The 11,556-nt window shown below is 71.4% G+C and carries 10 protein-coding genes; 9 read left to right on the top strand and 1 reads right to left on the bottom strand.

Annotation, left to right across the window (positions count from 1 at the left end):
- Nucleotides 1-52: 52 nt before the first annotated feature.
- The 7 genes from HCK04_RS08430 to HCK04_RS08400 all read left to right on the top strand — a co-directional run bounded on the left by HCK04_RS08430 (nucleotide 53) and on the right by HCK04_RS08400 (nucleotide 8,080).
- Complete coding sequence (locus HCK04_RS08430; protein ID WP_205830010.1) at nucleotides 53-1,093, top strand: BMP family ABC transporter substrate-binding protein; 1,041 nt, start codon at nucleotides 53-55, stop codon at nucleotides 1,091-1,093.
- 207 nt (nucleotides 1,094-1,300) lie between these two features.
- Nucleotides 1,301-2,329 carry a BMP family ABC transporter substrate-binding protein gene (locus HCK04_RS08425; protein ID WP_261986007.1) on the top strand — a complete coding sequence of 343 codons (1,029 nt, stop codon included), beginning with the start codon at nucleotides 1,301-1,303 and terminating at the stop codon, nucleotides 2,327-2,329.
- 100 nt (nucleotides 2,330-2,429) lie between these two features.
- Entirely contained in the window at nucleotides 2,430-3,968 is a 1,539-nt protein-coding gene (locus HCK04_RS08420) for an ABC transporter ATP-binding protein (RefSeq protein WP_142646578.1), read from the top strand.
- Nucleotides 3,965-5,095, top strand: a complete 1,131-nt coding sequence (locus HCK04_RS08415; protein ID WP_142646576.1) for an ABC transporter permease — start codon at nucleotides 3,965-3,967, stop codon at nucleotides 5,093-5,095. The genes HCK04_RS08420 and HCK04_RS08415 overlap by 4 nt, the downstream gene beginning before the upstream one ends.
- Before the next feature lie 31 nt (nucleotides 5,096-5,126).
- Nucleotides 5,127-6,398, top strand: a complete 1,272-nt coding sequence (locus HCK04_RS08410) for an ABC transporter permease (protein ID WP_142646574.1) — start codon at nucleotides 5,127-5,129, stop codon at nucleotides 6,396-6,398.
- Complete coding sequence (locus HCK04_RS08405) at nucleotides 6,395-6,784, top strand: cytidine deaminase (RefSeq protein ID WP_142646572.1); 390 nt, start codon at nucleotides 6,395-6,397, stop codon at nucleotides 6,782-6,784. The genes HCK04_RS08410 and HCK04_RS08405 overlap by 4 nt, the downstream gene beginning before the upstream one ends.
- A 9-nt stretch (nucleotides 6,785-6,793) precedes the next feature.
- Nucleotides 6,794-8,080 carry a thymidine phosphorylase gene (locus tag HCK04_RS08400; RefSeq protein ID WP_142646570.1) on the top strand — a complete coding sequence of 429 codons (1,287 nt, stop codon included), beginning with the start codon at nucleotides 6,794-6,796 and terminating at the stop codon, nucleotides 8,078-8,080.
- A 287-nt stretch (nucleotides 8,081-8,367) separates the two neighbouring features.
- On the opposite strand, the gene HCK04_RS08395 is transcribed toward HCK04_RS08400, so the two are convergent.
- Nucleotides 8,368-9,351: a winged helix-turn-helix domain-containing protein gene (locus tag HCK04_RS08395; protein ID WP_142646568.1), complete on the bottom strand. Its 984-nt coding sequence runs from the start codon at nucleotides 9,349-9,351 to the stop codon at nucleotides 8,368-8,370.
- 58 nt (nucleotides 9,352-9,409) lie between these two features.
- Here HCK04_RS08395 and HCK04_RS08390 point away from each other — a divergent pair, with 58 nt between their 5' ends.
- Both HCK04_RS08390 and HCK04_RS44095 read left to right on the top strand, forming a co-directional pair.
- Entirely contained in the window at nucleotides 9,410-10,654 is a 1,245-nt protein-coding gene (locus tag HCK04_RS08390) for an MFS transporter (RefSeq protein WP_205830008.1), read from the top strand.
- Between the two features lie 11 nt (nucleotides 10,655-10,665).
- Nucleotides 10,666-11,505, top strand: coding sequence for a VOC family protein (locus tag HCK04_RS44095; RefSeq protein WP_142646566.1), 840 nt, complete (start codon nucleotides 10,666-10,668; stop codon nucleotides 11,503-11,505).
- Nucleotides 11,506-11,556 lie beyond the last annotated feature (51 nt).

Here is an 11,556-nt window from a genome sequence, read left to right as displayed (position 1 = left end):
CCACGTTCTCCTGGACGCCCAGCGGGTATCGCGAGGTTGGGACAATTCCGGGATGGAGGTCCGATTGCGGGCGTTCCGGGCGGTGATGGCGGGCGCCGTCGCCGCCGCCGTGACCGCCGTCGCGGGATGCGGCGGCGAGGTGAGCACGGCGACCCCGCGTACACGTCCGCTGCAGGTCGGGCTCGTGTACGACATCGGCGGACGGGGCGACCAGTCGTACAACGACGCCGCGGCCGCCGGAGTCGACGAGGCCAAGCGCAACCTGAAGGGCATGCGGGTGCGTGAGGTCGAGGCCGCGCCGGGCGAGCCCGCCACCCGCAAGGTGGAGCGGGTGCGGGCACTCGCCGCGGCGGGATACGACCCGATCATCGCGGTCGGATACTCGTACGCACCGGCGCTGGCGCGGATCGCCCCGAGGTTTCCCAGGACGCGGTTCGCGATCGTCGACGAGCCCACGGTGAAGGGCCCCAACATCACGAACCTGCTGTTCGCCTCGGAGCAGGGGTCGTTCCTGATGGGCGCGGCGGCGGCGATGAAGTCGCGCACCGGCGACGTCGGCTTCGTCGGGGGCAACCCGTCGCCGCTGGTCAGGAAGTTCGAGGTCGGCTACGTCCAGGGCGTGAAGCACGTGAACCCGCGGGTGCGGATCAGGATCGCCTACCTCACGGGCCCGCACGACCTGAACGGCTTCTACCGGCCCGACAAGGCGGAGAAGGTCGCACGGCGCATGTACCGGGCCGGCGCCGACGTGGTCTACCAGGTCGCCGGGGCCTCGGGGGCCGGGGTGTTCCGCGCGGCGAACGACGCCGGGGCGTGGGCCATCGGCGTCGACTACGACCAGGCCAAGAGCGCCGACCCGGCCGTGCGCCACGTGATCATGACCTCGATGATCAAAAGGATCGACGTCGCGGTCTACGACTACCTCGCCGGCGTCGCCGACCACACCGTGACCAGCGGCCCGGTCGTGTACGACCTGAGGCGCGGCGGCGTCGACTACAGCCTCACCGGCGGCCACATCGACGACATCCAGCCGCGTCTGGAGCTGCTCAAGCAGGAGATCATCCACGGCCGGGTCAAGGTTTCCCCAGGCTGACGCCCTGGTCACGGTGTGGACTGCGCTGCATAACGGACATGTTGCGGACTGCGGTGCGGGTTTGGTCGATGCAGGTCAAACAACTATCTTCCGTGCAGGGTTGCCGTGCGTTCCTGCGTGCGTGCGACGAGAGTCAGACGGGCGGGGAACGGAAGGGGAGTCACGACCTTGCTCCGCAATCGAGTTAGCAGACTGGCCGCCGCCACGGTGAGCGGCGCCTTGCTCATGGCCGCCGCCGCCTGTGGGGGTAGCGACGACACCACCACGACCGGAGCTTCGGCCGACGCGTCCAGCGCGCCTGCCGCCTCCCAGGTCAAGGTGGGCCTGGCATACGACATCGGTGGCCGTGGCGACGGCTCCTTCAACGACGCGGCCGCGGCCGGCCTGGACAAGGCCGAGGCGGAGCTTCACGTCGAGAAGAAGGAGCTGGAGGCCACCCAGGGCGAGACCGACGCCCAGAAGGAGGAGCGGCTGCGCCTGCTCGCGTCCGGGGGTTACAACCCGGTCATCGCGGTGGGCTTCGCCTACTCCGGCTCCGTGGCGAAGGTCGCCAAGGAGTTCCCCGACGTCAAGTTCGCCATCGTGGACGACGACGCGGCCAAGGGCGACAACATCACGAACCTGATGTTCGCCGAGGAGCAGGGGTCGTTCCTCGTGGGCGTCGCGGCGGCGCTGAAGTCCGAGAAGGGCAACATCGGCTTCGTGGGTGGCGTCGACGTGCCGCTGATCCACAAGTTCGAGGCGGGCTACGAGGCCGGCGCGAAGGCCGTCAAGCCGGACATCAAGATCCAGACCAAGTACCTCACCCAGCCCCCGGACTTCGGCGGCTTCGGTGACCCGGCCAAGGGCAAGACGGCCGCCGAGGGCATGTACGACGCCGGTGCGGACGTGGTCTACCAGGCGGCCGGCGGTTCGGGCGCGGGCGTCTTCGAGGCGGCCAAGGCCGCGAACGCGATGGCGATCGGCGTCGACTCCGACCAGGCGGCGCTCCCGGCGTACGCCGACTTCAAGGATGTGATCATCACCTCGATGATCAAGAAGGTCGACGTGGCCGTCTTCGACTTCCTCAAGAAGTACATCGACGGCACGGTCACGTCCGGCCCCTCGGTCTACGACCTCAAGGCGGGCGGCGTGGACTACTCCACGACCGGCGGCAAGATCGACGACATCAAGTCGAAGATCGACGAGTACAAGCAGAAGATCGTCGGCGGCGAGATCACGGTCCCGACGTCCTGACCTGCGCATTCGAGGGGCCCGGAGGCACCCGCCCCGGGCCCTTTGCTCTACTCTCACTATCACTTGACCGCACCGGGCACTCCGCGAAGAGGAGGCCGACATTACCGCCGCGACCGCCACGGAACCCGCAGTAGAACTCACCGGGATCACCAAGAGGTTCCCGGGAGTCGTCGCCAACAGCGACATCCACCTCCGCGTCGCCAAGGGGCACATCCACGCCCTCGTAGGCGAGAACGGCGCGGGGAAGTCCACGCTGATGAAGATCCTGTACGGGATGCAGCGCCCAGACGAGGGCGAGATCCGCGTCAACGGGGCACCCGTGGGCTTCCACACCCCCGCCGACGCCATCGCCGTGGGCATCGGCATGGTCCACCAGCACTTCATGCTGGCCGACAACCTGACCGTCCTGGAGAACGTGGTCCTGGGCAGCGAGCCGCGCCGCGGCGGCCTCGCCCTGGACTTCGCCGCCGCACGCAAGAAGATCAAGGAGATCTCCGACGCGTACGGCCTGGGCGTGCAGCCGGACGTGCCGGTCGAGGACCTGGGTGTCGGCGACCGCCAGCGGGTGGAGATCCTCAAGGTGCTCTATCGGGGCGCCCGCATCCTGATCCTGGACGAGCCGACCGCCGTGCTCGTGCCCCACGAGGTGGACGAGCTGTTCGACAACCTGCGCGGCCTGGTCCGCGAGGGGCTGACGATCCTGTTCATCTCCCACAAGCTGGACGAGGTCCTCCGGGTGGCCGACGAGATCACCGTCATCCGGCGCGGCACCACCGTGGCGACCGTGAACCCCAAGGACGTGACCTCCCGCAAGCTCGCCGAGCTCATGGTCGGCAGCGAGCTGCCCAGCCCCGAGACCCGCGAGTCGACCGTCACCGACGTCGTCGCCCTGTCCGTACGCGACCTGACCGTGCGCACCGGCGACGGGCGGCCGGTGGTCGACAACGTGAGCTTCGACATCCACAAGGGCGAGGTGCTCGGCATCGCGGGCGTCGAGGGCAACGGCCAGGCGGAACTCGTCGAGGCGATCATGGGTATGCGCCCCTGCGAGGCGGGCGCGCTCACGCTCGCCGGCGCCGACATCTCCCAGTGGTCCACGCTGAAGCGGCGCGCGGGCGGCATCGGCTACATCCCCGAGGACCGCCACCGCCACGGCCTGCTGCTCGAATCGCCGCTCTGGGAGAACCGCATCCTCGGCCACCAGACCCGCCGGCCCAACGTCAAGGGCCCGTGGATCGACCGCGCCGGCGCCCGGGCCGACACGCGGCGCATCGTCGAGGAGTACGACGTGCGCACCCCCGGCATCGACGTGGACGCGGCCACGCTGTCCGGCGGCAACCAGCAGAAACTGATCGTCGGGCGGGAGATGAGCGGCGATCCCGTGCTGCTCATCGCCAGCCACCCCACCCGGGGTGTGGACATCGGAGCGCAGGCCGCCATCTGGGACCACCTGCGCACCGCGCGCGCCGCCGGGCTGGCCGTGCTGCTGATCTCCGCGGACCTCGACGAGCTGATCGGGTTGTCCGACACGCTCAAGGTGATCCTGCGCGGCAGGATCGTCGCCGACGTCGATCCCGCGAACGTGACCCCCGAGCAACTGGGCTCGGCGATGACCGGCGCCGGGGAGGAGACGGTATGAACGGGTTCCTCGACCGGGTGCTCGGCCGGGTGAAGCTGAGCGGCTGGCTCGCCGTCGTCGCACCCCTCATCGCGGTCGTCGTCGCCGTGCTGATCACGTCGGTGGTCCTGGTCGCCGCGGGCAAGGACCCGGTGCTGGCGTTCACCACCCTCGCGGAGTACGGCACCCAGCCGCGGTCGATGGCCATGATCCTCAACACCGGGGTCATGTACTACATCTCCGCGCTCGCGGTGGCCGTCGGCTTCCGGATGAACCTCTTCAACATCGGCGTGGACGGCCAGTATCGGCTCGCGGCCGTGATCGCCGCCGGGCTCGGCGGCGCCGCCGTGGTGCCGGGCGTGCTCAACATCGTCCTCGTGATCGTCGTGGCGGTGGTCGTCGGCGCGCTGTGGGCCGCGATCGCCGGTCTGCTCCGGGTCTACCGGGGCGTGAGCGAGGTCATCTCGACCATCATGCTGAACGCGATCGCCACCGGCCTCGGCTCGTGGCTGGTCAGCGAGCACTTCGGTGTGCTGACCGGCAACGACCTCGGCACCAGGCCCATCCCCGACGACGCGCACATGCCCGGCATCCCGCTCATCGCGGGCACGCCGGTGCTCGTCAACGGGTTCATCGTGGTCGCGGTCCTGCTCGGCATCGCCTACTGGGTGGTGCTCAACCGCACGCGGTTCGGCTTCGAGCTGCGGGCGACCGGCAAGTCCGAGTCCGCGGCGGTGGCCAGCGGTGTCAGCGTGAAGAAGATGATCGTCGTCACGATGGTCATGTCGGGGGCGGTCGCCGGCCTGATCGGCATGCCGGAGCTGCTCGGCGCCTCCTACAAGTACAGCAACAACTTCCCGGCCGGTCTCGGCTTCACGGGCATCGCGATCGCCCTGCTCGGCCGCAACAACCCGGTCGGCATGGCGGTCGGCGCGCTGCTGTGGAGCTTCCTGGACAACTCGTCCAACCAGCTCCAGCTGCTCGACATCTCCAAGGAGATCGTCCAGATCATGCAGGGCGTCGTCGTGCTCTCCGTGATCATCGCGTACGAGCTGGTCCACCGCTACCGCATCGTCGCGGAGCAGCGCAGGGTCAGCCGCGAGCTCGCCGCGCCGCAGGAGGCGCCGAAGGCGGAGGCGACGGCATGACAACCAGGCCGGACGGAATCGAGGAGACGGCATGACGGCGACGGACCTCCCGGTCGAACGCCCGGTCGAGGCGGCCCCGGTGCGGCGCTTCCGGCTGTCGGGCCCGGTGCTCCTGCTCGGCCTGACCGGGCTCGTGGTGCTGCTGTCGATCGCGCGGCTGGTGACCGGGGCGAACGACATCACCTCGGCGGGCACGGTCAGCGCCGCGCTCGGCCTCGCCGTGCCGATCGGGCTCGCCGGTCTCGGCGGCCTGTGGTCGGAACGGGCCGGCGTGGTCAACATCGGCCTCGAAGGCATGATGGTGCTCGGCACCTGGTTCGGCGCCTGGGGTGCCATCCAGTTCCACAGCCCCTGGGCGGGTGTGGTCGCCGGCGCCGTCGGCGGGGCGCTGGGCGCGGCCATCCACGCCGTCGCGACCGTGACCTTCGGCGTCGACCACATCATCTCCGGAGTGGCGATCAACATCGTCGGCGTCGGCTTCACCCAGTATCTGTCCCAGCTCGTCTTCGACGGCATGCCTGGTGGCGGCACGAAGAACTCGCCGCCGCTGCCCAAGATGGGCACGGTGAGCCTGGGCTTCCTCAACGACCCGCTGCGGACCGTCGAGGCCAAGCACTGGTTCGTCCTGTCGGACTTCGCGGGCGTGCTGCGGGGCATCACCCAGGACGTGTCGTGGTTCACGATCCTGGCGATCCTGCTGGTGCCGCTGTCGTTCTACATCCTGTGGCGCACGCCGTTCGGCCTGCGCCTGCGGGCGTGCGGCGAGCGTCCGGTCGCGGCGGAGTCGCTGGGTGTCAACGTCTACCTGTACAAGTGGGCCGCCGTGCTGGTCTCCGGTGTGCTCGCCGGGCTCGGCGGCGCGTTCCTGTCGCTGGTGGCGGCGGGGATCTACCGCGACGGGCAGACGGGCGGACGCGGCTACATCGGCCTCGCCGCCATGATCTTCGGCAACTGGCGTCCCGGCGGGCTCGCCGGCGGCGCGGCGCTGTTCGGCTACACCGACGCGCTCCAGCTCCGGCAGGGCGGCATCTCGGTGCACGCGCTGCTGCTCGTCGTCGCGCTGCTGCTCGTCGCCGTGGCGGTCTACCAGCTCGTACGGCAGCGGCGCGGGCGCGCGGCCCTGATCACCGGGGTCGTGGCGATCGCGGTGTTCGTGGTGTTCGCCGTGACCGACACCGTGCCGGAGCAGTTCACCTCGTTCACCCCCCACCTGACCACGCTGCTGGTCCTGTCGCTGGCCTCGCAACGGCTGCGCATGCCGGCGGCCGACGGTGTCCCGTATCGAAGGGGGCAGGCGAAATGAGCATCGACTGGGAGGCGCTGCGGGTCGCGGCCCGCGAGGCCATGACCCACGCGTACGCGCCGTATTCGAAGTTTCCCGTGGGGGCGGCGGCGCTCGTCGACGACGGCCGGATCGTGACCGGCTGCAACGTCGAGAACGCGTCGTACGGCCTGGGGCTGTGCGCCGAGTGCGGGCTCGTCTCCGCGCTGCACGCGAGCGGCGGCGGCAGGCTGGTGGCCTTCACCTGCGTGGACGGCCACGGCGAGCTGCTGATGCCGTGCGGCCGCTGCCGCCAGCTGCTGTTCGAGCACGGCGGGCGCGACCTGCTGGTGGAGACGCCCGACGGGCCGATGCGGATGGACGGCTTCCTGCCGTTCGCCTTCGGCCCGGATGATTTGTCGCGATAAGGGGGAAACGTGGGGTTCGACGCGATCGAGGTCATCACCGTCAAGCGCGACCGGGGCGAGCTGTCGACCGCCCAGATCGACTGGGTGATCGACGCGTACACGCGGGGCGAGGTGGCCGACGAGCAGATGTCGGCGCTGCTGATGGCGATCCTGCTCAACGGCATGAACCGCAGGGAGATCGCGGACTGGACCCAGGCCATGATCAGGTCGGGGGAGCGGATGGACTGGTCCTCCCTCGACCGGCCCACGGCCGACAAGCACTCCACCGGCGGGGTCGGCGACAAGATCACCCTGCCGCTGGCCCCGCTGGTCGCCGCCTGCGGCGCGTACGTGCCGCAGCTGTCCGGGCGGGGCCTCGGCCACACCGGCGGCACGCTGGACAAGCTGGAGTCGATCCGCGGCTGGCGGGCGTCGCTGTCGAACGACGAGATGCTCGGCGTGATCCGCTCGGCCGGTGCGGTCGTCTGCGCGGCGGGCGCGGGCCTCGCGCCGGCCGACAAGAAGCTCTACGCGCTGCGCGACGTCACCGGCACGGTCGAGTCGATCCCGCTGATCGCGTCCTCGATCATGTCCAAGAAGATCGCCGAGGGCACGGGATCGCTCGTGCTCGACGTGAAGGCCGGCTCGGGCGCGTTCATGAAGAACGTGGACGACGCCCGCGAGCTGGCCCGGACGATGGTCGAGCTGGGCACCGACGCCGGGGTGCGCACGGTCGCCCTGCTCACCGCGATGGACCGCCCGCTGGGCCTGAAGGTGGGCAACGCGCTGGAGGTCGAGGAGTCCGTCGAGGTGCTCGCCGGAGGCGGCCCCGCCGACGTGGTCGAGCTCACCGTACGGCTGGCCAGGGAGATGCTGGAGGCCGCCGCCGTCCCGGGCGCCAAGGACCCGGAGGAGGCGCTCAAGGACGGCTCGGCGATGGACGCCTGGCGGCGCATGATCATCGCCCAGGGCGGCGACCCGGACGCGCCGCTGCCGAAGGCCGCCGAGTCGGCCGTTGTCACCGCCCCCGCCTCGGGCACGCTGCGCACGCTCGACGCGCTCAAGGTCGGCGTGGCGGCCTGGCGGCTCGGGGCCGGACGGGCTCGCAAGGAGGACCCGGTCTCCGCCGGCGCGGGCATCGTGCTGCACGCCAAGCCCGGCGAGACGGTCCGCGCCGGGGCTCCGCTGATGACCCTGTACGCCGACGAGGCCGCCAGGTTCGACCGGGCGCTCCAGGCGCTCGAGGGCGCGTACGAGATCGGCCAGGACGGCGGCGCGGACCTGCTGCCGCTGGTGATCGACCGCATCACCGCCTGAGCGTCGCAGTCTTCGCGTCAGCGTGGGATCAGCAGCGCGCCCATGCACGCCCATGCCGACGAACAGGCCGCCGGTGAGCATGTCGAGCCGCTTCTTCAGCCGCCGGTAGCCCCTGGTGATCCACGGGCTGCCGGCCAGGAAGGCGACGGCGGAGAACCAGGCGAACGCCACGGTCGGCATCGCGCCGAGGGTGGCCGCCCGCATGACGAGGTCCGTACGGTGCGGGAGCAGGCTGGCGAACAGGACGCCGAAGAAGACCACAGGGCCTTGGGGTTGGCGAGGTTGGTTCACTCCATCGAACGACCATCCGTGTCACCCGCCACGAGGGCGTCGCCGAGGGGCGTGCGGTAGTAGAGCACCGACCGCCCGGCCCGGCGCCGCCGTACGAGACCGGAGTCGAGGAGCACCTTGAGGTGGCGGCCCACCGAGCCCAGGCCCTGGCCGCTCAGCGCCACGAGGTGCGTCGTGCTCTTCGGTGCGGCGAGCAGCACGAGCACCCGCGCCCGTGCCGGGCCGAGGAGCCTGCCGAGCGCCTCTGGCACCGGCGCCCGGCCGGGCTCGGCCAGCGTCCCCGAGCAGGGGTAGACCAGGGCGTAGTGGCGGCCCACGGTCCAGGCGGCCCATGCCTGGCGGGGAGTGACCGGGACGAACATCAGCCGCGCCCCGCCGATCCGCCTCGGCGGATAGTCGTAGGTGTTGATCTGCAGCCGGTCGCCGCCGAGCCAGCGCATCCCCTTGCGCATGTCGTTCAGCGCGGCGGCCCAGCCGCCCTGGCTGATGAGGCCCACGCGGGCGACGACGTCGGCCTCCATGATCCGCCGGCGGCGCGGCCAGTCGGGCAGCACGGTGTGCGTCCACACCCACTCCAGCAGATCCGCCGCGCGGTCGGCCAGGTCGGTGCGGCGCAGCGGCCCCGGCAACGGACCGCGCAGCGCCACCTCGATGTCGGCGTACGCGGTCTCGGGCGGGGTCGCGCGGACCCGGGCCAGTTCCTCCTCGAAGGCGGGCTCGCCCTCGCCGGTCGGAGCGGGAGTGAGGAAGTCGGCGGTCCAGTTGCGGCCCCGCGCGGCCCTCAGCAGCAGCGCCGTGATCGGGTCGCCGGCCAGGCGGGAGCGGAAGGCGGGCAGATGGGTGTCGAGCCACTCCCGCTCGCCGGGATGCGCCGCCGACGCCCTCTCCAGGGTGAACAGGCAGGCGGTGGCCTCGGCCAGGGGAGAGATCACGAACCGGCTCTCCGCGAGGGTGTCGGAGTCGACCAGCCACCAGCCCATGTTTCGCCTCCCCGCGAAACAATAACGGCGGTGCGCGGCGGTGATCGAGGCTCCCGTCATGCGTACCTATCGGGAACTGTTCCGCACGCCTGAATACACACCCCTGTTCACCGCCGCGTCCGCGCAGGTGGCGGCCTCGACCGTGAGCGGCCTGGCCCTCGGCACGCTCGTCTACGGGGCGACGGGGTCGCCGCTGCTGTCGGCCCTGAGCATGTTCGGCTCGTCCTTCGCACAGGTGCTCGGGGCGACGGTGCTGCTGTCGGCCGCCGACCGGCTGCCCCCGCGTGCCGCGATGACGGCGCTGGCGCTCGTCCACTGCGCCGGCACGGCCGCGCTCGCCGTTCCCGGTCTGCCGCTGTGGGCGGTGTTCGCCGTCGTCCTGGGCATGGGGCTCGCCGCCTCCCTCGGCGGCGGGGTCCGGTTCGGGCTGCTCAACGAGATCCTGCCCAGGGACGGCTACCTGCTCGGCCGTTCGGTGCTCAGCATGTCGGTCGGCGTGCAGCAGATCGTCGGCTTCGTCGCCGGAGGCGTGCTCGTGACCGCGCTGTCCCCGCGCGGCACGCTGCTCGCCGGGGCGGGGCTGTACCTCGTCGCGGCGGCCGTCGCCCGGTGGGGGCTCACCGGCCGCCCGCCCCGCGCGCAGGGACGGCCCTCTCCGGCGGAGACGTGGCGGGTCAACCGCGTGCTCTGGTCGTCGGGGCTGCGCCGCCGGCTCTATCTGGCCCTGTGGGTGCCGAACGGCCTGATCGTGGGCTGCGAGTCGCTGTACGTCGCCTACGATCCCCCGCACGCCGGGCTGCTGTTCGCCTGCGCCGCCGCCGGGATGCTCGCCGGTGACACGCTGCTGGGGCGGTTCGTCCCCTCGTGGTGGCGCGAGCGGCTGAGCGCTCCGCTGCGGCTGCTGCTCGCCGCGCCCTACCTGGTCTTCCTGCTCCGCCCGTCCCTGCCGGTCGCGCTGGCCGCCGTCATGCTCGCCTCGGCCGGATATTCGGCGAGCCTGCTGCTCCAGGAACGCCTCATGTCCGTCACCCCGGAGGAGATGAGCGGGCAGGCGCTCGGGCTGCAGTCGTCGGGCGTGCTGACCATGCAGGGGGTCGGCGCGGCGATCGCGGGGGCGGTGGCTCAGACCACCTCGGCCCCGGCCGCGATGGGCGCGATGGCGGTGGCCTCCGTCGTGGTCACCCTCGCACTGGCTCCCGGCCTGCGGCCCGGCCCGGCCGCCGAGGTCCGCCCCGGCACGGTCACCGGCGTCGGCGGGCTTCGCCGTACGGGACCGCTCGGGACGCGGAGGGGCCGGGGGTAGGTTGGGGAGCCGTGTCAGATCACGAAGGCATCCGTCATGTCGAGATCGGCGTCGCCGATCTGGTCCGCTCGCTCGACTTCTACCGCGACCTGCTGGATCTCGCTCCAGCGGAGGGCCCGGCCGCGGCGCCCGGCGTCGCGTGGCTCTCGGCCGGGCCCGCACTGCTGAAACTGGTCGAGACGACGGAAGGCGATCTCGGCGGCTGGGTGAACGACGACCTCCAGCGCGGCATCCGGCACATCGGCTTCAAGGTCGGCGACGTCGATCTGCGGGCCGAGCGCGTCCGCGACGCCGGGGTGCCCTTCACGCTGCCACCTCTCGACGCGGTCGGCGGCGTGCGGATCGCGTTCTTCCAGGACCCGGACGGCACCCATCTGGAGATCACGTCCGGCTACCTCCGGTATCACCGGGTCGCCTCGCCGGACCTGGCCGAGCGGGAACGGCTGGCCGCCCTGAGCAGGCCGCGTACGGCGCCGCCGGTCTTCGACCACGTGGCGGTCACGTCCGCCGACCTCGACGCCGCGCTCGCCGTCTATCGGGACAGGCTCGGTTATGAGGTCATCGGCCAGATATCGCAGGACCAGGACCCGCGCGGCTTCCTGATCACATATCTGCTGGCCGGGGAGGCGGTCCTGGAGGTCTTCACGTTCACCGCTCCCACGACCGCGAGCCCGTGGACTCCCGATCCGTGTCGGCGGGGTTTCCGGCACGTCGCCATCGCCGCCGACGACCCGGAGGAGGCGGCTTTCCGGCTCATCGAGGCGGGCGCGCAGGTGACAGGAGACGGCGCGCTGGTGGACGCGAACGGCGCGCTCGTCGACGTGGACGGCGTGCCGCTCCTGATCGCCTGAGCCCGCCGGTTCCGCGCCTGCCCGCGTGCTCAGCGGGCCGGCTCTCTTCGT

The sequence above is a fragment of the Microbispora sp. CL1-1 genome (assembly GCF_012034195.1).
Classification (GTDB): Bacteria; Actinomycetota; Actinomycetes; order Streptosporangiales; family Streptosporangiaceae; genus Microbispora.
The sequence above is the reverse complement of the archived record's forward strand: the minus strand, read 5'-3'. Positions and strand labels throughout refer to the sequence as shown.

What these genes read in the sequence shown, in the direction of transcription:
- HCK04_RS08430 (WP_205830010.1), top strand. Translation starts at nt 53, where the DNA reads ATGGAGGTCCGATTGCGGGCGTTCCGGGCGGTGATGGCGGGCGCCGTC.
- HCK04_RS08415 (WP_142646576.1), top strand. Translation starts at nt 3,965, where the DNA reads ATGAACGGGTTCCTCGACCGGGTGCTCGGCCGGGTGAAGCTGAGCGGC.
- HCK04_RS08410 (WP_142646574.1), top strand. Translation starts at nt 5,127, where the DNA reads ATGACGGCGACGGACCTCCCGGTCGAACGCCCGGTCGAGGCGGCCCCG.
- HCK04_RS08405 (WP_142646572.1), top strand. Translation starts at nt 6,395, where the DNA reads ATGAGCATCGACTGGGAGGCGCTGCGGGTCGCGGCCCGCGAGGCCATG.
- HCK04_RS08395 (WP_142646568.1), bottom strand. Translation starts at nt 9,351, where the DNA reads ATGGGCTGGTGGCTGGTCGACTCCGACACCCTCGCGGAGAGCCGGTTC.
- HCK04_RS08390 (WP_205830008.1), top strand. Translation starts at nt 9,410, where the DNA reads ATGCGTACCTATCGGGAACTGTTCCGCACGCCTGAATACACACCCCTG.